We start from the raw sequence: 21,523 nt of genomic DNA on the forward strand, positions 1-21,523 counted from the left end.
CTCCGTTCGCGCCTGACCTTCGGTCAGGCGGCGGACCCGCTCCGCGTGTCCGCACCCGGGCTTCGCCCGGGTGGGCCCGGCGCTTCGCGCTCGGGCCGGCATCACTCCGCTTCGCTCCATGGTGCCGGTAGGCTGATGCCTGCTTACATCGCTTAACTGGGATTTTGGGTGAACTCGCGACAGGCTGACTAGGGGGAGGGGGGCGTCAAGGGGGCGCGTGCGGGTCGACTTCACTCCTCTCTCAGGTTGGGTCTAGACCTCTGGCGATCGGGAGGCCGTCACCCGGTTTGACGGAGACTGGGGGTGACCACACGTCAGGAGTGTATCAGTTGAGTATTGTCATAGGATCCTGCCGAATCGGAGGTGCGGTCCCCGATCTTTCGCTAGTCTTCCACTCGCCGGTAATCGTCTGATTCCCTTCCACTCTTTCTGCCCTTTCATTCGCGTCGAGTGCGGCTTGCGAAGCCGTCTGAGCGCCTCAGAGTGTGTTTCAGAATTCACCTGTCGGAAATTCCTGCCGTTCCTCTGGTGCGGGTTTTTGGAGTGGCGCGCGAGTCGAGTCGGCGCTGTGGCGGGCACGGGCCGGGGCAGTATGGAGGCATGGAGAGCGAAGTGCCGTTGGCCGGCGGGCGCATCACCCAGGGCGTGGTCAGGGTCGGCAACACCGTTCGGAGGCCGGTCACCGCGTCGTCTCCGTTCGTCGCGGAGCTGCTCGGTCACCTTGAACGGCAAGGGTTCGCCGGGGCCCCGCGGCACCTGGGTTCCGATGAGGCCGGCCGGGATGTCTTCAGCTATCTGCCCGGTTGGGTGCCCGCACGCTTCCAGCGCTGGAACGATCCTCAGGTCGCCGCCGCAGGGGCCCTGCTTCGAGGCCTGCACGACGCCACCCGGGGTGGCCGCCTCGCAGGCCGGCATCCCGTGGTCTGCCATCACGACCCGGGGCCGAACAACGCCGTCTTCTCCGGCGACGTGCCTGTCGCCTTCATCGACTTCGACACCGCCGCCCCAGGGGACCCGCTGGAGGACGTCGGCTACATGGCGTGGACCTGGTGTGTCTCCTCCAAGCCCGACGCACCGCCGGCCTCGGCCCAGGCCGCACAGGTGTGTCTCCTCGCGGACGCCTACGGGCTCGATGTCCCCTCCCGCGCCCGCCTTGTCGACGCCATGCTCGACCGCCAGGCCCGCAACGCCCGATGGTGGCGGAACCGACTCGCGGGTCCGGGCCCCCGGGTCGCCGACGACCACCAGATCGCCGAGCGCATCCACTGGTCCGAGCGGGAGCACGCACATACGGCGGCCCACCGCGAAACCTTCACGACCGCCCTGTTCGGATAACTGGAAAGGCCTCTGGATAGCGCGCATCGCATACGTTGCCGGAGAGGTCATGACCTCCTGTCGAGTTACTTTTCCGGCTTCCGCCAAATGTGTGCTCAGCGCCGTTCCGGAAATCCAGAGGCAGTCCAAAATACACTGTCGCTTTTAAGTCGTTTCCTCTGGGTTTATCAGACGTGTGCGTTGGGCCCAGAGTTCGGAGACGTTTCCTGATTCTCGGGCCTGCGTGGGCCAGCGTTTGGCGTGGATGAGTTAAACGGTCCACGGCGGATGTCACCCAGACGGGTGCGCTTGAGTAGTAAATTGCCCGCCAATGGGATTGGATGAAATCTATCCAGTATGCGACGTGGAAGGTCAAGCTGATGAGCGACACATCCATTGCGGTGGTCTCCGCGGTATCGGCAGCGCTGATCACAGGGACTGTAACCTACGTGGTTGCACAACTAAGGATTAAGGCAGACGTGGCGCTGCAGACAGCGAAACTTGAGGCAGACGCGAAGCTGCAGAAAGCACAACTTGAGGCGGAAATAGGGCTGCAGAAAACGCAACTTGAGGCGGAAATTTCTCGACAGAAAGATAAATTCGATAGCGACCTTCGACTCCAGGAAGAACGGCTGCGCGTAGAGCTTCGCACCCAGTTTATGGCCGAGGCGGCCATTCACCAGCTACTGTCTGAGGCTGAAGCTAAGCGATCATTCGAAGTGATCGAAAAGCGTCTGGGCGGCTTCAGGGGTGACGAGCTGCGCCAATTGCTTATCCGCTCTGGCGCAGTGCGCTTCGAGAGGGATACCGATGGCAAGGAACTGTGGGGCCTTCGCGAACGAAATAGACGCGTGCTTGAGGGGGACCGCTGACACCAGCTTGGTTTCTGCTAGCCCGTTCCTACCGTGTGGGTTTGAGGCTGGCGCGCAAGGTGGCTTCGTCTCATCGACCCGACCGCCGGTCGGCTTGGACACGATAGGCGGGGGGATCGTGGTAAGGCCGCCCGTCAGCGCTGAAACGCGGGTGCAACTCGGTCGTGGGACGCGCTCTGCGTAGGGCCGCAGTATTGACGTCGTGTAGCGGCGTTCGTCTGCCAGTGAGAATGCAGAATGCACTGACAGACGGACGCCGGTTTTCTGTGGTTTATCAGGCGCGGGCGTTGGGCCAGAGTTCCGGGACGTTTCCGGCGTCCCGCTTCGCTTTGGGCCAGCGTTGGGCGTGGATGAGTCGGACGGTCCACCACTGGTCGCCTGTGGGCGGGCCGTGCTTGTCGGCCTTCTTGAGGTCGCGGGGGGAGGGGAGGTCGAGGACGATCGGGCGGCCGCCCTGGGCGCGGCGGTCGGCGAGGCAGGCCGGGCATTCCAGGCGGTCCGGCTCGGCGTTCTCGTCCAGTTCGTGGTCGGAGTCGTGGGCGCCGCCGAGGGGGCCGTTGCAGGTGTAGCAGGGGTGCATGGCGTCGTTGTGGGTGCGGGCGGCGAGGAGTTGGGCGCGTTGCTTGGCGGCGGCCGCTTCCTCGTGGGCCTGCTGTTCGGCTTGGCGGTCGTCTTCTTCCTGCTGCTTGCGGTCCTTGCGGCGCTGGTGGATGAGGTCCCAGTCGGGGGTGTCGTTGAGGGCGTCGGTGAGGGTCTGCCACTGGCTGCGGCCGAAGCGCCACCAGATGGGGCCGAGGAAGCCGTGGCGGCGCAGGCGCTCCATGGTGGTGCCGAGGACGGGGATCTTGCCCTCGAAGGTGGAGTAGGCGACGCCCTCGTCTTCCCAGCGTCGGCCGCGCCAGTGGTCCTCGGTGGCGGTGCGCAGGTCCTTGAGGCGCTGGTGCAGGCGTTCGGGGGTGTAGCGGGGCCGGCCGAGCTTGTCGCCCTGGTCGAGGACGAACAGGACGGGCGGGCGGACGACCTCTTCGTGGCGGTAGCCGTAGGCGGGCGGTTGCGGCGAGCCGTACACCACCTCGAACAGGGGCCGCTCGTGACCGCCGTCCTGGACGGACTTGTCGAACCAGCGCTTGTAGTTGTCGAGCTTGGCGGCGACCTGGCGCACGTCCGTCTTCGTGCCCCGGTCCAGTTCCAGGAACAGCACCGGGATGCCGAGCTCCGGCGCGCGCAGGACGGCGTCGGGGATGATGGTCTGTTTGCCGGTGATGGTGTGGGCGACTTCGGTGGCCCAGTCGTCGAGGCCGCCGGGCAGCGGGCCGCAGGGCAGGGCGCGGCGGGGCGGGGCCTGGCGTTCGTGTTCGCGGGGTGGGGCGCCGTGGGTGGTGGTGCCGGTGACGGCGGTGATGATGACTTCGTTGACGAGCATGGCGTGGCGGGCGCCGGTCTGGCCGGCGCCGCGGGCGTTGCCGCCCATGTCGCGGTCGTCTTCGAGGGCTTCGGCGGCGGCGAGCAGGCCGAGTGGGGTGAGGCCCCAGATCTTCTCGGCGCCGGGGCCGCCGGGCTGCGGTTTGGAGCCGGCGGTCTTGTCGGCGGGTTTGCGGCCGGGTGGGCGGGTGGTGCCGCGGGATTCGACGAGCTTTTGCTTCTCGAGGTCTCGGACGGCTTCGGCGACGTGCTCGGTGCGGTTGTGTTCGCGGTCGTCGGTGCCGCCCGCGATCAGGGCGTGCAGTTGCTTGTAGGTGGCGATCTTGAGGACGCCGAGGACGGCGAGGACGTCGTCCCGTACTGGACCCCAGGAGCCGTTGGGGTTGCGGGCGGAGCGGCGGAAGTGGACCCGGGCGGGCCGGGCCGGCGGCTGCTGGTCGTCTCGGGCGTGCTCCTGGTCCTCGTGCATGTCCGCTCCCCGTCGCTGGTGCTGATCTTCCTCGTCTCTCTACCTCACGGCACCGACACCCGGGCGCCGCCCACCGCCCCCGACCACCCAGCGCCGACCACCGGGAGGCGCGCGGCCACCCGGCCGCGAGGGGAAGGGGCAGAGCGGACCCGGAGCGGCAACAGGGCCCGTCGGACCAGGAGCGAACCCGAGACCGTACCGCCCCACCCAACCGCCAACCACCAACACCACAAGCCAAGGACAGGAAGGAGAGGGAAAGGGTTGTCGGCAAGCTTGGCGGCCTCGATTTTGGGCTCCGGCCTGCGGAAATGTCGAAATCCTTGGGAGGGAAGCCCCCCGGGGCAGCACCCGGGGACGCCCCCGGGGAGACACCCGGGAATTTGTTCCGCCTCGCCGGGCCCGCGGCCCGCTCTGACAGAGGCTCACAGCGGCCCTGGACGGCCACGAGGAAGCTACCCGCCACGGGTCCGCCGCATGCTGCCCATGGCCGTTCTGGCGCCGCTGACACTCCGCGCCGGGCAGGCTGCAGGTCACAAGTCCAGATGGCCGCCGGCTCCGGCAAGAACTACGTGGCAGCACTGGAAAGAAGTCGTACGCCTACATATTGATTCCGCTGCATGGCCTGGTAGCACTAGTCCGGTCGCTGCTCTTGCCTGGTCTAGTCCGGCTAGGGACGGCTAGCACTACATGGTCATATTCAACCGTCCTCTTGCGATTAGATACCTTTGGGGCGTTTTGTCACCCTCCGTTGATATGGCGCAGCAGCACGAGGGCAGGAGGTCGGACTAGCGTGGTGAGCGCTGCTCTGCAGTCGACACCTCACCTCACCGTCTGGCCGGGGTTGGCCCGGCCCTTTCGAGTGAGAGGTCAGCTATGGAGCACAAGGATCGCTTCTTCGCTCTGGTCGGCCGGTGGTTGCGGCGGAATGCCGGCCCCATCGGAGCCGTCGCTACCGCTGCGGGAGTGATCGTGGGGTTGTTCCGCGCGTAGTGGGATGCCCGGCTGACGGCATCCAGCCGTCCGCACTAATGGCGGCGCGCTGCCCAGCGCGTTAGCAAGGCCAGCATCGAACAACGTTGAGGCCTTGTTCGCCGACGTCATGAAGCCCCCGGCCAAGTGAAGTGGCCGGGGGCTTCTGGTCAGAGCGCCCGCAGGCCGTCAGCCCTTCAGCATGGGCAACAGGCTGAAGCCCATGAGCCGTGGGCTGGGACCGCTTCTCCCGCTCTACGGTCCACCGTACCGCCGCCCACGCGGACGGTGCTTCAGGTGGTCGGTCCTACTGCTCCTCAGGCCGATGGCCGACGCCAAGTACCGGGGTTGCCCAGGAGGGCTGGGCGAGGCAGAACGCGCGCTCCAGGGCGGCAGCCGGGATGAAGACGCGGCGCAGCGCGGCGAGGGCGCGACGGCGGCCCGCTGGGCGGCTTGAGGCGGTTGTGGGCGGGGCGGAGGGCCCGGGTGGGGCGCGGGGCAGGTCCAGGGCGGTTGTTGGCGGCCGCTGGGCGGTGGAGGGCGTCGTGTGCGTTTTCGCAGGTCAGGGGTGCAACACTGTCGTTGCGTTGCACCCCGCGTTGCACCCCGCCGGTGGGCGTGTTGCAGTGTCAGCTCGGCTCCCGGACGAGGCCGGCGGCGTCGATGAGGCCCTGGTCTAGGGCCTGGCGGACGAGCAGGGCGGCAGTGTCGCGGGCGAGCGGGCGAGCGGGCGAGCGGGCGAGCGGGCGAACGGGCGAACGGGCGAACGGGCGAACGGGCGAACGGGCGAGCGAGCGGGAACGTTGGAGTCGATGAGGAAGGCGCCCGCGACCAGGACGGCCCAACCGTTCACGCGGCCAGCGCCGTGCTCGATCCAGCCGAGCGCGCGGCCGTCCTTGCGGACGTAGAACAGGCCGGGGGCCCGGCTCCAGCCGACCAGGTCCCAGCCGGAGCCGAGGAGCGTTGCGGCGTTGGGGATCAGGTCGTAGCGGCCCAGGCCGCGCAGGTCGGCTCCGGCGGCGGGCGCAGCGGGTCGTCGTCTTGCTGGCAGGGGAGCGTGACCGGCGTCCCGGAGGGGCCAGCGAGGACGGCCCGGCGGTTCACTTCGAGTTGTAGGCGACGGTGCAATCCCTCCACCACACCGTTCCAGCCCTCCACCACCAGGTCGCTCCCGGTGATGCTCCAGGAGTCAGTCGGGGCGCCCAGGCCGCGGGCGAGCGGCGAATGGGCGGAAGTCTCGGCGGCGAGCGCCAGGCGCAGCTGTGCGGGGACGGTGGGCGGGGTCTGGGTGGTGTTCGCGGTGGCAGGCGGCGCGGCGGCCGGGCCGCTGGTGTCGACGCGTGGGGAGTGGAGGATGTCGGCGGCGGGCTCGGCCGGCGCAGTGGCGCTGGCGGGGCTGCTGGTTTCGACGCGCGAGGTATCAAGGATGTCGTCGGCGGCCGGCTTGGGGGCCGCCGGCGGGGTGGTTGGCTCGGTGCGGAAGGGGGTGGTGATCATCTCGTAGCGCAGAATGTGGGCCTGGCGCAGGATCCGCTGGGTGGCGCCGGTGAGGCTGGTCTCCAGGAGGGCGAGGGCTTGGTTGCAGCGCGGGTCGTCGCCGTCGCCGCGGCGGGAGCGCTCCAGGCTTTCCAGGTAGCGGGCGGTGCTGCGCTGGACGGCGGCGGCGAGTTCGAGGAGTTCTTGGTGGCCGCCTTCGCCAGGGGCCGGGATTTCGACGCGTGAGGAAACAAGGGCTTCGGCTACGGCGTCCTGCTGGTGCTCCGTGCGCCGGCGGCGGTAGGCCTTGGAGGAGCAGGAGCGGCCGCAGTAGACCGGGCGCCGGCCGGGCCCGAAGTGGTGCAGCTCGGCACCGCACTCGGCGCAGCCGGGCTCCTGCGGGGATTCCTCAATTCGTCGCGCGTCGGTACCCGCGGCAGCCTTGTTTCCTCGCGCGTCGATTTCTGTGCCGGTCTTGATTCGTCGCGCGTCGTTTCCGGTCTCCATGATCGGGAGAGTATCCGGCGCCCCGGACAGCCGGCTTCGCCGACGGTCTGTGGCGGGCCGCTGCGCATGTGCGTGGCCGGTGCGCGCAACGGTCGCGCAGGCGCAGCGGCCGGGTTCGGTTGGGCCGTTGCTACTGGGCGGTGTGGGCGAGGCCGCCGGGTCCGAGGGCTCGGCGGGTGGTGGGCCGGGCGGGCTGCGCCGGGATGTCGGGCGCCGGTGCCGGGGTGGTGAAGGGGTCCAGGTGCTGGACTGGCAGGAGGCGCTCGCCGAGCGGCTGGTCGACCGCGGCCGTCTGGTGGGAGAACGGCTGGGCGAGCGGGCGGCGGGCCGGGCGGCCTGGTTGGTCGTCACGCATGGCTGAGAGTGTGTCACCCCGGGGCGGGCGGGGTGACGGGATCGGCCCGGGTGCGCGCGGCGGCCCGTAACCCGGTCGGCGGTATCCCGGTTCACCCGGTCATGACGAGCGGTGTGTCCGCGATGGTGATTGTAGGTGTGGAGCCAGTCGGGGTAGGCGTCGCGGCCTTCGGCAGATTGGCATCGATCACCGAACAGGACGAGAATCATAAATACAGCTACCGCGCAAATGAGAGTGATGGCCATGATTCTCAACCTATTAGCGCAAACAGCCAACGGAAGTCCAGATCCCGTGGAAGTCGCCGTCCTTGCAGCTTCCGCACTGCCGGTTATCGGCGCTACTATTTCTCCACTGCCGACCACTGCAGGGCTTCAAGGCGCGTCACTGCAATTTCTCAACAAGAGCATTGCCATCTCCTTTAGCCTTCGCGTCATCGCGGTGCTCGCTTGGCTGGCAGGGCTTGTGATGATCATATCTGGCGATCAGGCAGCGTCGACCGCAATATACACCGCACTTGGAGGAAGCACCTTTGGAGCACTATCGATGTTCGTGGATCGCAGCGTGGAAAGATCCATTGAATTCGCTGCAAGTGCTAGTCGAGTAGAGCGAGAGGATGCGATGATTCGGTGGGCGATCGATGGAATCGCCGATCCGGTCGAAGCGAACAAGGCCCGGCGACAACTAGTCGAGGACGTAACGAGGGGGGCATATTTGAGCCGCAGCGGAAACATGAAAGCACTGAAAGGTTCAAAGGCGCTGCCCGCTGAAAGGGCTTTTAGGCCGCACGACTTCAGCAGGGTGCGGCATAATTTTAAGACGCGCGATCAGGATCCCAATCAAACAAGGGAAGACGAAGATCTGGGATGACACTCAGACCCCCGATGTCCGCAGCCTGACCGGCCCACGCGGTGGGCCCAGCCCCCTGATCGGAGTTGGGCCCATCGACCGCGTCGTCCTACAGGTGCGGGCCGATCACCAGCACCGTGATGACCGAGACCGGCTCGCCCCGGTCGTTCTTCTCGTCCGGCCCGTACATCCAGTAGATCCGCCAGGCCGACGGGTTGTGGTTCTCCACGTAGGAGTCCCAGACCTTCTCCGCGGTGTGCCCGGGGAAGGCCTCGTACTGGTGGGAGTGCAGGCCGGGGTAGCGCGGGTCGGTCTGGAGCAGGGCGAGGGCCTTGCGGACCTTCCTCGACTTGACCGGGTCGGCCTTGGGGCCGGCCGCCAGGCGCCGGAGCGTCTCGGCGGCGTCTTCGGTGAATCGCAGAACGTGCACCGTGTCCTAGTCCTCGCCGTCTTCTTCCTGGTCGAGGTACTCCGAGAAGTCGCCGAGATCGACGGTCTCGCCGCGCTGCGCCTGCTCGATGCCGACGCGGATGCGCTCGGCGAGCAGCGGGTCGGTCCACACCTGCATCTCCCGCTCCGGAATGGAGACGACAGGGGTCAGCAGCAGGACGCCGTCCGGGTTGGACTCCACCCGGTAGCGGCGGCCGGGCTTGGCACCGGCCCGGCCGAGGGACACCCGGCCACGGCTGTCGACTTCGGTCTCGGCGACTGTCTCGAACTCCTCACTCTGCATGATCGTCATGGTGGGGGCTCACTCTCCCGGTCACCGGTTCGTTGCACGCACCGGGCGGTTCGTTGTCGGTAACCCCACGTTACCCACTTCGGGCAAGTGGGTAAATCCCACCCGGTCCCTGCTCAGGACTTCCACTCGCTCACGCACCTGCCGCACACAGACAGCTCGGTGCCGGTGGTGGGCTGGCCGCAGAACTGGCAGTCGTCGAGCTCGCGGTCGGCGGCGGTGAAGAGGCAGGTGAAGCAGAACCAGGCATCACCAGGGCCGAGGCTCTTGGGCATCACCTCGTGCCGGGTGTCCACGAATGTGTCGGCATCGCACTCGGGGCAGGTGCGCAGCAGGCCGTCGCCGCCCATGCGGATGTCCCATCCACTGGCGTCGTTGAGCTCGGCACTGATCGTCAGCGGACGCCAGGTGCCACCGCCCCGGACGGCGGCGAGGGACTGCTGGTGGCTCTCGGTGGTGCAGAAGGAGCGGATCTTCGCCATCCGCTGCTGCTTGTCACGGGCCATGATGATCTTCCATTCGGGCGCTGCCGCCGACTCCGGCGCGCCGGGAAGAGCAGGCACGCGGATAGGTTCTCTACCGGGGAAGCAGGCTTCCTCTGCCTGGCGCAGCCAGGGGAGTCGGCCCTGAACGCCGTATGGCAAAACCGCCGGAACGGCCTTGTGGCACCCTAGCGCCCGCCGTCGCCGCCAGGGCCCGGGACACGGCGGAACCGGCCGCACCAGATCTACGGGACGAGCGGCGGCACGGCGAGCTCCACCATGCCGCCGCTGTACGGCATAACCCTTGATCGGGAATCGGTGAACCCCGGCGTCGAGGCCTTCGGTCCGCCGACAGCGGGGGACCGCGGGCCGCTCCAGGTGCGGGCCGACGCGCAGCACGGTGACCACCGCGCCGTCCGGCCCGTCGCCACCGTGGCGGGCGGCGCCGTCGGCGGGGCCCCAGGTTCAGTGGAGGCGCCAGGGCGCCGGCGCCCTGGCCGACGTAGGAGGTCCAGGCGGTGGTGTGATCGTGGCCGGGCAGGCAGGGGTAGCGGTGTGAGCGCATGCCGGGGTAGTGCGGGTCGGCGGCCAGGCGCTCCAGGGCGCGGCGAACCCGGCGCAGCCGGCGGGTGTCAGCCCGGTGGCGGCGATGCCGCGCGGCAGGCCGCGGACGGAACCGGCCCGGACCACCAGCACGCCGTCCTGACTGCGGCGCACCGGAAGGTGGAACTGCTGCTCGCCGTCGCTGCTGGATTCCATGGATTCCCTCCGTGAATTTCTGTCGGTAGCCATTGAAAAATTCCCGGCTGCCTTTTCGGCGGCCGGGACTGGGGTTTATCAGCGACAGGGGGTGGTCGCGGGGCGGTCAGCGGTACGTCGGCGGGGCGCCGCGACCCTGGTTCCACGGCTGGCCGGTGCACCCGGTCGCAGCGCAGAACCGGGCAGCGCCGGCCGCGTCGGCGAACAGCAGCTGGTCCTCGTGCAGGAGGCCCGCGTTGCCGCAGCCCGCCCACGGCCCCTCGCCGGGCTTCACGGCGACGGTCACGTGCAGCACCCGGCCCGCGCGCGGACGGTGGGCGTGCACTCGCGCCGGTCGTCGACCAGGTACGGGAAACTCCCACAGCCTCCCGGGCATCGGGGCACGGCCGGCGGGGACTGCGGCTCGGGCGGAACGGGGTGGTGCGGCCGGAACGGGCGGGCGGCCGACCTGCGGCTCCATGTCCGAAACAACGGCGTCGAATTCGTCACCGAGGCCGCGGGCGCGGCGGCCGCCGTCCCTGAAGTACTCCTCGCGCAGGGAGTCGACGAGATTGTGCTCCTGCTGCACCTGGACGGCCCGGCACGCAGGCCCGCCCGCCGCTCGCGGCCCGCCTGTGGCGGCGCTGATCCGTCGGCGGTGTCGTCGCTCCGTGCTCCGGACTGCCTGGTGGTGCAGGGTCAGCCCTTCAGCACGTGGCTGATCTCGTTCGGGTGCTGAAGGGCGAGGCCCACCAGGGAATCGAGCAGGCCGACCCACGGCCGGTCCATGCGCTTGGGGTGGTCCACCGAGATCCGGGCGCCGGCCGCCGTGGACCGGTCCATGGGGTCGTCACACTCGCCCAGGCACTCATAGGCGGTCTCCACAAGGTGGAGCATCTTGCGCCGCTCCTCGCGGTGACGCTCCAGGTGCTCCCCCTTCCGGTTGAGGAGACCGTCGACCGGAATGGCAACCGCGCACTCAAACTCGGCCAAGGTCGGCTCGACGCACAACCGCTCGACCACCTCCGCGGACAGCGGCGGGCCGCCGGCCGCCAGCCGCTCAAGCACGCTGATCCCGAGCACCGCAGCTGCGCTGGCGTACCGCCACACAAGCGTCTCCAGTTCGTCCGCACACTGGAATGCCGCCCGACCCAGTCCGCGGAACGCCTCGACCTCGAACGCGAACCGTGCCCCATCGGTACGGCGCTCGGCATTGTCCTCCAGCCTCCGAGCCCGGTCTTCGGCCGCCAGCACTGTGCTCAGCTCGACGTGCAGCGTGCTCACCGCCTCCCACAGCGACGCCAGCGCTTCGTATTCCGCCGCACCGAGCTCCGCCAGGTCCTGCCGCCTCGGGAACTCCACCTCGCCCACCTCCCTCTGTCGCTGAGACCAGCAACGTAGCCAACCCGCTGCCTGCCCCGCAGCCAAACCCGTTGGCCTGCCGAGGAATCCGGCCGGTGAGATCACTGTTCGCGCTGGAGCGGGCCCTCGCCGAGCAGCATCTGGGCGGCAGGACGAGGACGTTGCAGCAGCGCATCGAGGGGCCGGCGCCCTGCCGACCGGCTCGACGCCAGGCGGGAGCTGCGCAACAAGCTCACCCACAGCGAGCCGACCGGCTCCCCCCTGGCCCCAGGGTGGGCCGCGAATATGGCGCGCGCCACTTTCAACACCGCCGAACACTGCTCTACCCCGCTCCCGCCGGTCCGACGTCCGACACCGGAGCGAGTGAGTGATGGTCCCGGCTGGCCAGCCGGGTGCAGATGGCCTGGTCCCGGGGAAGCAGGGAGGGGCTTCCCCGGGACCCGGCCGTGGGAGGCCAGCAGTGCTCGGGTCAGGGGCGCGGCTGCTCTGCTCGGCGGCTTGGTGGTGCTGTGGTGGGACCGTCGTGGCGGGAATGCTAGACCCGCTGATCGGCCGGTGGCCAGGGCCTTGACCTGCAATCTTTCGGCCGCGAACATGCCAGCAGGCGCGATCCGCTTGCCGGATGGCTGAACCGTTTCGGCGCGCCTGGCGCCGCACCGCGGTACGTACGAGTGTGCGACCTAGGATGGGCGGGTGTCCGACATCGAATTCCCTGCTGACCTGCTCGAACTCCAGCGCCGCTGGTACACCGCCGAGGCCGCCTGGGCCACCGACCCGGCCGAGGACACACGAACCGCGTTCTCCAAAGTGAGCGCCGAGCTGTACGCGCACTCGTTCTGGGCCGGCGCGGGGAACCGGCACAAGGCCGAGACGGCCCTCAAGCAGGCTGGCCGCCCGGCCACCGAGACCAGCGCGGTCTGAACGGCGACACCGCAACCGCAGGGCCTAGCCCCCGCAGCGCGCCGTCCTGGTCCTGCCCGGGCGGCTTGCCTACCCTGAGGGGAGAGTGAGGGTCAGCAGCGGAGGCTGGCCCGAGTAGATCTCGTAGTCGAGCCGCCCTCCACGCTCGGGAACATCGTACGCCTCGGTCCCAGTGGCGTGCTGTCCGGGCTGCAAGGTCGTGTCCGCCTGGCCGTAGTCCCCGCCAGCGTTCAGGATCGCCACCGAACTGTGGGGGATCGTCTGTCCGCTCGACGAGGTCCAGCGGAAGTTGGCACCGGTGAAGTAACCCGCCGCAGTTCCGACGTTCGTCACTGTGAGACTGACCAGCAGGTACAGGCCGCGACTGGGCGTGCTTGGGGACGCCCCGTTCTCACCGGCGATGCTGGAGGCATAGGTCACCCCGTTCACGAGCACCCTCATCGTCGTGCCCTGCTCCCCACCGAACTGACTGGAGAACTGGGCAGCGCTGCCCACCGTGATCGTCGGACCAGCTCCGGGGACCCCGTTGGTGGAGACGGGACCCCCTGCACTGGCCGTCACCGCACCGCCGGATGCCTTTGACGCGGGCTCACCAGAACACCCGGGAACGCTCACAAGCAGCACCGCAAGCGCCGGCAACAACACCCAGCGGCGATCATTGATCCCCACCTCAGCCTCCCTGCCGTCTTCGCATCAGGCGGTCAGACGACCAGCCAACGACCACGAACTGTCGCGCGGGACGGCTGCTCCAGCACTCCGACCCACCGGGCTCTCACAGCGGGCCATCCATATGGGCCTGGGTCGTCCTGCCTGACCGTCCCGTGCGCTGGAAGCAGGCGCGACCGTTCGCTGCCATAGAACCTCGACCGCTCAGCGTCCGTTGGGTCACTCAAGCACTGCCCGGTCAGTAATCTGACGCAGCATGGGGACACAGGACGCGCCGGAGGATGACATCTATGGGCTGGGGAGCCTCGCGCGGTATCGGTCCACGCTGCTGTACGACGCGTCGACCAGGCTCAACCTGTTGACCCCAAATCTGGTGCAAGAAGCAGACGTCACTCCGCTCCGGCTCACCTTTACCCGGACCACGGAGCGAGTGGATCGGATCTACGTCGGGGGTGAGGATCTGTACTACATCATCGAGGCCACCCGGCACCGCCGCCGCGTCTTCCAGGTCGAGTCGGAGTGGGACGCCACTGGGCTCTACGAAACGCTGGTGCGCACCCACGAGCGAGACTTCGAGAGGTTCGACTACAGCGACGTGTATATGTGCGGCCGGGGTACCCCCAAGACGCTCGTCATCCCGCAACCGGGCTATGGCCCGGACCCGAGTTACATACCTGCGCCGAGGATCAACGACGCGGTGGCGGCAGACGAGAGCGACGCACGCCGCCATGACCCAAGCCGCCAGACGGATCCTGCGCCCGCTCGGCTTCAAGTGATCGACGTCATGCACTTCCGCAACTTCGAGAACGCCCTTGCCGCTCTCTTGAAGCGGGACGGCTTCCGCGTCGTCCAGGCCGGGGGTCAAGCCAACGACCGAGCGGCCGATGTCATCGCTCTCGACATCGAGGAACGGCGCTGGGTCATTCAGGCTAAGCACTTCCGCCACGGTCAAGGCTCGGTTGGAGCGCCGGTGCTGTACCAGGTGAACGGGACAGCCTGGTCAGTACATGGAGCGGACGTTGCCGTCGTGGTTACCAACGGCCGCTTCACACGCTACGCCGAGAAGTTCGCTCATGAGCAGGGCATCTATCTTATGGGTCGGAACCTGCTGGGGCAGTGGGTGGACCGACGGATCCCTCTGCCAGTGGTTCTGAGTGCCGAATAGTTCCCGCCTATGCAGGGCCCACGCCAGGCGGCATCCCCGGGGGTGTCTCAGCCGTGTCCCAGGCCGGCTGCGGGGTGCCCGCCGCCGATGGCCCGGACTGTGCATCTCGGGTCCGACGGGCACCGGTGGGTGGTGTAGCGACGACCCGGCCCGGTGCAGGTCTTGGGGGCGGGGTCGCCTGCCCCTGAGACTGATCTTGGAGAGGCCTGTCGGCGGACAGAGGCCGAGCGGCAGGGCCGCCCAACCGGGCCCGGACCGGTCTGGCGGCGCTTGTGCCGGTCCGGGCCCGGTTGGGCGCGCACCACGGGCAATGGAGTGCGGTGCGCGCCACCTGACGATCTTCGCAGAGCCCACGGCTACTGGTGCGGGCCGATCAGCAGCACGGTGAGCGCTGCCTTGCCTGGTCCTGGCCATCGTCGCGGCGGCCCGTAGTGGTGCCCGCGCCCCAGGTCCAGTAGATGCGCGAGGTGTCCGCGCATCTACCTGGTCGCGGCGCACCAGCAGGTGGAACCCCCTGCTCTTCGTGCTCTCCGTGGTCGGGGGATTCCATGGATGTGCCTCCGTGAGTTTCGGTTCGGCTGGTCATAAGAAAGGTCCCGGCCGCCCTTTTCGGCGGCCGGGATTGGGGTTTATCGGCGACACGGGCCGCCTACGGGGTGGTGCTAGAGCTCGACGTCCATCCACGCGATGTCGTTCAGCTCGACGTCGAGGCCGCGAGCGCGGTGCCCGTTGTCCCTGAAGTAGTGCTCGCGCAGGCCTTCGGCGAGGATCCGCTCCTGCTCGTCCTGGCTGGCTCCGGCGTCGCGGGCCGCATACAGCCGCTGGGCAACCGAGCCGGGCATCTTCTGGGTGATCATGCGCTCGCGCGGGTCGTCGGTCGAGCCGCCGGCCGCGCTGTAGCCGAAGGTCGCCTGGATGTGGAGCATGAAGCCGTTCTTCTCGGCGTCGCGGCGCACCCGCTGCTTGACCCGCGGCTGCCAGGTTGCGCGCACCTTCTGCTCGATGGCCTTGGCGGCGGCCGGCTTCGGGGTGCCCTGGCCCTTGAGCCAGCGCTGCACGGTGCGCTGGGAGACACCGAGGTCCTGGGCGAGCTTCTTGGTGGAGCCCTTGGCACCCTTGAGCAGGAAGCGCATCCGGGCAGGGACGGACTGCGGGATCGGCTTGGTGCGCTCGGCCCGCTCCAGGCCCTCGTCGATCTCCCGGCTCACGCTGCTCTCCTTCCCGGGCCGCAGACGTCGGCGGCCGCCACTGGTGGTCATGGGTGGGCGGCCCGCCGGGCGGGTACCGGCGGGCCGCGGGGGAACTACTCGTCGGCGGAGACGACGCCACCGGTCTTGATGTGCCGGGCCGGGTTCGCGTCATCGGCGAGCAGCTCGGCGATCTCGGCCATCGGCCGGGAGCCCTCGAACTTCACCATCCCCGGCGACACCCCGAGGCGCAGCGAGGTGGTGAGGGTGCCGTCGGGTCGGGTGAGGACGTCGAGTGCGCCGGGGCCGTTGGCGATGAAGACGGCGCAGTCGGAGAGGACGGCGATGGCGTGCCGGCCGGTGTCGGCGGCCATCTTACGGAGCTTGCGGTGCAGGTTGACGGTGGCGGTGTCGATGACCAGGGCACGCATGAGCGGGTCCCAGGTGGGCCGTTCCAGGGCGGCCCAGCGTTCGCCGGGCTTGTAGCCGTGGCCGCGGGGGCGTTCGCGCATCTTGCCGATGGTGCCCTTCGCGGTCTGTTTGATCGCGGTGAGGACTGCGAGTTCGGCCGGGTCGCCGGTGGTCTTGAGGGCGGCCATCGCGTCGAGGAAGGCGAGCGGGTCGGTGTCGGCGAGGTCGAGCGGGACGCCGAGGGCGGTCATGGTGTCGATGTAGGCCTGTCGCAGGCGCTTGTGCCAGGGGTCGAGGTAGGGGCCGTGCTCGTGGCGCAGCCAGCCCTCCAGCGGCTGCACGGTGGCGCCGAGTTCGATGGCGTAGGCCAGCTTCACCGTGGAGTACCAGGCCGGTCCGGTCGGGCGGGAGCCGTCGGCGGTGAACGGGCTGGGGAGGAGCGGGTCGGTGTCGACGTGGGAGAGGTCGGCCAGCCAGGAGCCGGGGATCTTCTTGTCGAAGGTGGGGGCGAGCTCGTGTACCGGGCCTGACAGTGGCAGGGTGAGGCGGCCGGCGGCGGCGAGGAAGGCCATGTTGACGTCGAGTCCGACGGCGAACGGCGCAGTCTGTTCCTGGCCGGTGAGCGGGCGGTGCCAGTCCCACGCCTCGGTCGCCAGCTCCTGCCCGGGGCCGCGGTCCTGGGCGAGCGGGTGCACGTCCGGGACCTCCGGTGGCGCCGGGTCGAAGGCATCCTTCGGCCGGGAGCCCTCCACCGGACCGGACGTCCAGCCGGCCTCGGTGCGCACCGCGCGGGTGGGCGGGCGCAGTGCGGTGACGAGTTCGAGGCCGGAGACGGCGGTGGAGCCGCGGGGGGTGAGGACGCGGGTGGCGTAGGTGCCGAGCAGGCGGGCGAGGTCCGGGGTGTCGAGGCTGTCGGGGATCTGCCAGCCGCCGGAGGCGAGGGCGCCCCAGGCGGGGATGCACAGCTGGACGCACTGGCGCTTGCCGTCCTCGGGGGTGCGGTAGATCCGTGCCCAGGGGCCGAGGCCGCGCTGGGTGAGGAGCCAGCCGGCCTTCTCGATCTGCCTGACGGCCTTGTGGGTCTTCGGCAGCTGCCCGAGCCGCGGGACGAACTCCTTCTTCTCGTCGCGCCCGAGCGGGGGCAGGCCGAGCTCGGCGAGCGCGGCGTCGGTGAGGACGACCAGGGCGTCACCGTCCTTGCCGTGCCGGTGCAGGCGCGGCGAGCCGAGCTTCACCGCAAGCGCCCACTCGACCACGTCGGCGAGCATGCGCCCGGACGGCGCAGTTGCCGCCTCGGTGCCGTCCGCGAGGTAGGCCACCAGGGACCGGCCGTCCCGGGCGACGTCCAGCACCGCCAGCGGCCCGGCCGGAAACCTGGCGGCCGCAGCCTGCTCCCAGTCCGTCGGCCCGTCCTCGGCTGCCGGCTTCTTCGCCGGGGCCTTGCGCGAGCGTGAAGACGCCGCCGGCCGCGACGACGACGCACGCCGGGGCGCGGCCGCCGGGCCGGTCGCGGGGGCGTCCTGGCGGGGCGCAGCGACCGGAGCGACCGAGGCCGCCGACTGCGGCGCCACCGCGGCGGCCGGGGCGACGGGGGCGACGGGGGCGGGCTGCTGCGGGGCGGCCGGGACGGCGACGGGACGGCAGAACCCGCCCAGGTGCATCGGGTGCCCCTGCGCCCGGTAGACCGACGGCTGCCCGCACTGCACGCACGGCGCGGGGGCGGCCATCAGCAGCGAGCCGTCCGGGTTCTGGTCCAGCATCACCACCTGCGCGGCCGGGGCCGGCTGCTCGGCCACCGGGGCGGCCTCGAAAGCCTCCGGCGCCGGGGCGGCCGGAATGGAGACAGGCTCCGGGGCGGGTGCGGGGGCTTCAGCCGGGGCGGCCGCCGTGTCGCCCTCGGCGCGCACGAGGCCGGCGGCCTGTGCGCGGCGCAGCCACTCGGTGGGCTCGACCGTGCCGTGCTGGAGCGCCAGCGTGGCGAGGAACCGGATGTACACCTCGCGCTTCGGCGGGCGGGGCTCTGTCGTCCCGGCCTCCCACCGCACGATCGTCTCCCGCCGCGTCTTCAGTGCCGCGGCGAGTTCTTCCTGGGTGTAGTCGCCCAGCTTGCGCAGCCGCTCCCGCTCCGCGGGCACCGGCAAATCCTCCACCGGCCGGGGCCGGGCCAGCAGCGCGTCGATCGACGCAAACAGGTCCTCACTCACAGCTCCACCTCCATCACACACTCTAGCATGAAAGTCACCTCTGGATCGCACATTTCAAACGCACATCAACGGGTCGAGGCAGCGCGAATCGTTGACGAGGGGTCCGTGCATCACGCGAACGGGATGACTGCACCCGCGGCCGCCTGCTCGCCGCGCTCACTGCTGGCAACCGCAGATGACCCCCGCCCGCGTCGCTGGGGCCTGCCCGCCCGACGAGGCGCAGGAATTGGCAGCGCTGCACGGCTGGCTGCGCGGCGTGAAGGGTGACTAGACCTTCGACAGCCCCGGTAGGCCCGCCAGCCGGCGGTGGCACTGCTGGGCGAGGAGCAGCCGGCAGGGTCGAGGTCGAGGGGAGCGGGTTCGTGAGAGTTGCGGTCAGGGCGTCGGGCCAAGGACTCCAGCAGGCAGGAGCCAGCTTCCCCTAGCAGGGGGTAGCTCTGCTCCAACTACAGTGAAGTTATATAACTTCCGCTACTTACCCGGTTTGACGGGTAGTTAGCTCAGGTTCTAGGGTTCAGCTTATTCTGGGCGTGGGAGGGGATCCGAGATGAAGGTCCGGTACATCGAGTTCGAGGGGACTCCGGAGGAGCTTGACGCCTCCGAGCTGGTGCGCAGTCTCATCGCTGCGGCGGGAAGCACCGTCTCCAGCGCCGGGGCGTTCGTGAAGGAGCAGGCCAGCCAGATGACGCCTGGGCCATGGCGCCTTGGTCAGGCGGTGCCTGGCGTCGCCGACGAGGGGCAGGCCGCAGTAACGGCCCTGCTCGCCAAGAACCCCGCTGCCGCGCACTTCGTCGCGTTCCTGCGCGAGGCGTGCTCGTGGGAGAACGCGGAGGTCTTCGGGATCAGGCGCCGTAACGCGGAGCCGCAGGACCAGCTGGACTACTCGGCCTACCTGCGGCTGCGCAAGGTCGGCAGCCAGTACGGCGGCTTCGCGTACGTGTGGGCGGAGACCGGGCGGATCAACCTCCGGCTGAACTACGACAAGGAACCGGCGCTGCGAAACCTCGCGCCGGATGCCTTCGCGGTGCACACCGGCCACCGGGAGTACCGGGTGAGCATCGACATCACGGACGAGGACACGCTGCGCCAGGCACTCGTGCTGGCGCTGGCGGCATACGACCGGACCTGACCGGCCAGCGCAGAGGGAGGGGACCAGGTGGCAGGGGACGCGCTGTCCGAGGAGGAGCACCGCTATGTCCTGGAACGGCTGATCGTCCCGGCCTGGACGCATGGAGCAGTTCCCCAGGAGCGCCCGGTGGTCCTGCTGGTGGCTGGCCCTCCCGGCAGCGGCAAATCCACCCTCGGCGACCTGCTGATGGCGGTGCTCGATCTGCGCGGCGGCGCGGTGCGCATCGGCGCAGACCTCTACAAGAGCGCCCACCGGGACTACCCGGTCCTGCTCGGCGAGGACGTGCGCTCGGCGGGGGCGGGCGTGCGGGAGGACACCCGCCGCTGGCAGGCCGCCGTCGAATCCCACGTGCGCGAGCGCCGCCTGGACGCCCTGGTCGAGACCGCACTCGCGGACACCGACATAGCCCGGCGGCAGATGCTGGCGTACCGCGCGGCCGGATACCGGGTCGAGGTGGTGGCGCTGGCCTGCGCTCCGGCGTGGAGCCAGCTCGGCGTTCTCACCCGCTACACCCAGCAGGCTCTGGAGGCCGGTGCGGGCCGGTATGTGTCCTGGGAGAACCACGACGCTTGTGCGGCTGCCCTCGTGGCGACCCTGCGGGTCGTCGAGGAGGAGATGGTGGCCGACCGCGTCACCGTGGTGCGGCGCGGTCTGGTCCCGCTGTACAGCAACGAGTTCATCGGCCGCGCCTGGCAGAGGCCGCCAGGTGCGGCGCGGGCCGTGGAGGCTGAGCGGGCCCGGTGGTGGGATGCGGCGGAGAGCGCGGGCTTCCAGCGTGAGCTGTCCCGGGCCGAACGGGCTCTGGTGCTCGCCGAGGGGCGACTTCCGGCCGACCATGTGCTGGCGGTGGCCCGCGACGCCCGGCGGGCGGCCGCTCTGGCCGAGCCGGTGCGCCGGATCGCCCAGGCCCTACGACGCCCGCCGGGCGTCGACTTCCACCGGCTCTCGCCTGCCGAGCACCGGAAGATCTTCGACCTCGACATCGTGCCGCTGCTCCTGAGTGGCGCCGTCACCCAGGAACGCCCGGTGGCGGTGTTCGTCGTCGGCCAGCCCGGCGCGGGCAAGAGCCGGGCCGCACGCATGGTGCGGCGCGCGATGCGCCCAGGCACGGTCCACCTCGTGGGCGACGACCTCAAGATGCTGCATCCTGACTACTTCGACCTGCTACGAGGCAACGCGCGCGAGGCAGGAGCCGCGATCCGCGCGGACTACAAGGCCTGGATGGCCATGGCACACGAATATCTGCGCGAGCGGCGGGCCGACCTGGTGGTCGAGACCGCGCCGGGAAACGTCCGGGAGGTCCTGGACCAAGCCGAGGCCTTCCACCGGGCCGGGTACCGCGTTCAGGTGCTGGCCCTGGCGGTACGCGCCTCCGACAGCCGACAGGGCACCGCCAACCGCTACGCGGACGCCCAGCGTGACGGTCTCCCGGCACGCTTCACGACGGCGGTCGGGCACGACCGGTGCTTTGAAGCGGTGGCCGATGTGGTCGAGAAAGCCGTGCTGTCCCACGCCGTGGACGACCTGGTGGTGATGGGCCGCGATGGACGTCCGTTATGGCGCCGGGGCGTGACCGCCGGGCCGCCCGGTTGGGCGCTCGCCACCGAACGGACCCGTCCCTACACCGAGACGGAGGCACGGCACTTCCTCACGGCCCAGACGAAGGTACGCCGAGCCCTTCCACAGCACCTCCGAGAGCTGGAACAGATCGCGGCACTGGCCCGGCCTCTTTTCCCGAAGCCGCCGCTACCGCTGGCCACACCGCCCGTCGGACCACTGCCCGCAGTCGTGGCCAAGGCCGCCTAGCCTTCGGTCAACTCCCGCATGACCGCCACGTAGTAGGCGGCCAAGTGCGCGGCCTCCCCGGCGTCCACGCCGTCCTTCAACCGCTGGAGATCGGCCGCAGCCTGCCGCCGGGCAGCCATCATGACGTCCAGGGCCGCCGGGCCGGCACCTTCCACGGCCGAGCGGCACAGGTCATGGATGCCCCAGGTGTACCAGCCCACCACCGCACGGACAGCCCGCTCCGCCCGCTCCCACGGATCGGCCGCAGCCAGCTCACCGGGGATCTCGCCGGGGCCGTCCTCGGGACGGGGATCGTGCACGGGACACCGCCTGGATAGTGACAGAGATTGCGGTTGCAAGTCTCACACGCCGCCCCCCGCGCCTGGCCCCTTGCCCCGGTCCGACAGCCGGAAGCCGGACACCGGAAGCCAAGGAACGTCCGGTGTACGGCACGCCCGCGGCCACGCCCCGTCCGGCACCGAACCGGATCCGGTTAGACGATCA

At 69.7% G+C, this 21,523-nt stretch carries 19 protein-coding genes; 7 read left to right on the forward strand and 12 right to left on the reverse strand.

Annotated elements, in window-relative coordinates:
* Positions 1 to 600: 600 nt before the first annotated feature.
* Complete coding sequence (locus ACIRST_RS38255; protein ID WP_402808587.1) at positions 601 to 1,335, forward strand: phosphotransferase family protein; 735 nt, start codon at positions 601 to 603, stop codon at positions 1,333 to 1,335.
* A gap of 359 nt (positions 1,336 to 1,694) precedes the next feature.
* A complete protein-coding gene (locus tag ACIRST_RS38260) occupies positions 1,695 to 2,186 on the forward strand; it encodes a hypothetical protein (protein ID WP_402808589.1) in 492 nt (163 codons plus the stop codon).
* Between the two features lie 274 nt (positions 2,187 to 2,460).
* Here ACIRST_RS38260 and ACIRST_RS38265 read toward each other — a convergent pair whose 3' ends face one another.
* From ACIRST_RS38265 to ACIRST_RS38275, 3 genes are all read right to left on the reverse strand, one after another.
* On the reverse strand, positions 2,461 to 4,077 hold the full coding sequence (locus ACIRST_RS38265; RefSeq protein WP_402808592.1) for a replication-relaxation family protein: 1,617 nt from the start codon (positions 4,075 to 4,077) through the stop codon (positions 2,461 to 2,463).
* 1,947 nt (positions 4,078 to 6,024) lie between these two features.
* The gene (locus ACIRST_RS38270; RefSeq protein WP_402808594.1) at positions 6,025 to 7,029 is read right to left on the reverse strand and encodes a hypothetical protein; all 1,005 of its coding nucleotides are present in this window, start codon (positions 7,027 to 7,029) and stop codon (positions 6,025 to 6,027) included.
* A 130-nt stretch (positions 7,030 to 7,159) separates the two neighbouring features.
* Complete coding sequence (locus ACIRST_RS38275) at positions 7,160 to 7,384, reverse strand: hypothetical protein (protein ID WP_402808596.1); 225 nt, start codon at positions 7,382 to 7,384, stop codon at positions 7,160 to 7,162.
* Positions 7,385 to 7,621: 237 nt separating this feature from the next.
* On the opposite strand from ACIRST_RS38275, the gene ACIRST_RS38280 reads away from it, so the two are divergent.
* Positions 7,622 to 8,251, forward strand: coding sequence for a hypothetical protein (locus tag ACIRST_RS38280; RefSeq protein WP_402808599.1), 630 nt, complete (start codon positions 7,622 to 7,624; stop codon positions 8,249 to 8,251).
* A gap of 88 nt (positions 8,252 to 8,339) precedes the next feature.
* Here the strand turns inward: ACIRST_RS38280 and ACIRST_RS38285 are convergent, their stop codons facing one another.
* The 5 genes from ACIRST_RS38285 to ACIRST_RS38305 all read right to left on the reverse strand — a co-directional run bounded on the left by ACIRST_RS38285 (position 8,340) and on the right by ACIRST_RS38305 (position 11,560).
* Positions 8,340 to 8,660, reverse strand: a complete 321-nt coding sequence (locus ACIRST_RS38285; RefSeq protein WP_402808602.1) for a hypothetical protein — start codon at positions 8,658 to 8,660, stop codon at positions 8,340 to 8,342.
* A 6-nt stretch (positions 8,661 to 8,666) separates the two neighbouring features.
* Positions 8,667 to 8,972, reverse strand: coding sequence for a hypothetical protein (locus tag ACIRST_RS38290; RefSeq protein WP_402808603.1), 306 nt, complete (start codon positions 8,970 to 8,972; stop codon positions 8,667 to 8,669).
* 113 nt (positions 8,973 to 9,085) lie between these two features.
* Positions 9,086 to 9,532 carry a hypothetical protein gene (locus ACIRST_RS38295; RefSeq protein WP_402808606.1) on the reverse strand — a complete coding sequence of 149 codons (447 nt, stop codon included), beginning with the start codon at positions 9,530 to 9,532 and terminating at the stop codon, positions 9,086 to 9,088.
* Positions 9,533 to 10,316: 784 nt separating this feature from the next.
* Positions 10,317 to 10,496 (reverse strand): hypothetical protein, encoded by a 180-nt coding sequence (locus ACIRST_RS38300; protein WP_402808608.1) that lies wholly within the window; start codon positions 10,494 to 10,496, stop codon positions 10,317 to 10,319.
* A 392-nt stretch (positions 10,497 to 10,888) separates the two neighbouring features.
* Entirely contained in the window at positions 10,889 to 11,560 is a 672-nt protein-coding gene (locus ACIRST_RS38305; RefSeq protein WP_402808610.1) for a hypothetical protein, read from the reverse strand.
* A 684-nt stretch (positions 11,561 to 12,244) separates the two neighbouring features.
* Between ACIRST_RS38305 and ACIRST_RS38310 the strand changes: the two genes are divergently transcribed.
* Positions 12,245 to 12,472 carry a hypothetical protein gene (locus ACIRST_RS38310; RefSeq protein ID WP_402808612.1) on the forward strand — a complete coding sequence of 76 codons (228 nt, stop codon included), beginning with the start codon at positions 12,245 to 12,247 and terminating at the stop codon, positions 12,470 to 12,472.
* A gap of 69 nt (positions 12,473 to 12,541) precedes the next feature.
* Here the strand turns inward: ACIRST_RS38310 and ACIRST_RS38315 are convergent, their stop codons facing one another.
* Entirely contained in the window at positions 12,542 to 13,141 is a 600-nt protein-coding gene (locus ACIRST_RS38315; protein ID WP_402808615.1) for a DUF4352 domain-containing protein, read from the reverse strand.
* 253 nt (positions 13,142 to 13,394) lie between these two features.
* Here ACIRST_RS38315 and ACIRST_RS38320 point away from each other — a divergent pair, with 253 nt between their 5' ends.
* Positions 13,395 to 14,303: a restriction endonuclease gene (locus ACIRST_RS38320; RefSeq protein WP_402808618.1), complete on the forward strand. Its 909-nt coding sequence runs from the start codon at positions 13,395 to 13,397 to the stop codon at positions 14,301 to 14,303.
* A gap of 662 nt (positions 14,304 to 14,965) precedes the next feature.
* Here the strand turns inward: ACIRST_RS38320 and tpg are convergent.
* Both tpg and tap read right to left on the reverse strand, forming a co-directional pair.
* Positions 14,966 to 15,511, reverse strand: a complete 546-nt coding sequence (gene tpg / locus ACIRST_RS38325; RefSeq protein WP_402808621.1) for a telomere-protecting terminal protein Tpg — start codon at positions 15,509 to 15,511, stop codon at positions 14,966 to 14,968.
* A gap of 95 nt (positions 15,512 to 15,606) precedes the next feature.
* Positions 15,607 to 18,105, reverse strand: a complete 2,499-nt coding sequence (gene tap / locus ACIRST_RS38330; RefSeq protein ID WP_402808624.1) for a telomere-associated protein Tap — start codon at positions 18,103 to 18,105, stop codon at positions 15,607 to 15,609.
* A gap of 547 nt (positions 18,106 to 18,652) precedes the next feature.
* On the opposite strand from tap, the gene ACIRST_RS38335 reads away from it, so the two are divergent.
* Together ACIRST_RS38335 and ACIRST_RS38340 are read left to right on the forward strand one after the other, a co-directional pair.
* A complete protein-coding gene (locus tag ACIRST_RS38335; protein WP_402808626.1) occupies positions 18,653 to 19,234 on the forward strand; it encodes a hypothetical protein in 582 nt (193 codons plus the stop codon).
* Positions 19,235 to 19,261: 27 nt separating this feature from the next.
* Positions 19,262 to 21,040 (forward strand): zeta toxin family protein, encoded by a 1,779-nt coding sequence (locus ACIRST_RS38340; RefSeq protein WP_402808629.1) that lies wholly within the window; start codon positions 19,262 to 19,264, stop codon positions 21,038 to 21,040.
* Here the strand turns inward: ACIRST_RS38340 and ACIRST_RS38345 are convergent.
* Positions 21,037 to 21,339: a hypothetical protein gene (locus ACIRST_RS38345; RefSeq protein WP_402808632.1), complete on the reverse strand. Its 303-nt coding sequence runs from the start codon at positions 21,337 to 21,339 to the stop codon at positions 21,037 to 21,039. The two genes, ACIRST_RS38340 and ACIRST_RS38345, sit on opposite strands and share 4 nt — an antisense overlap.
* Positions 21,340 to 21,523 lie beyond the last annotated feature (184 nt).

The sequence above is a fragment of the Kitasatospora sp. NPDC101447 genome, from assembly GCF_044767225.1.
Classification (GTDB): domain Bacteria; phylum Actinomycetota; class Actinomycetes; order Streptomycetales; family Streptomycetaceae; genus Kitasatospora.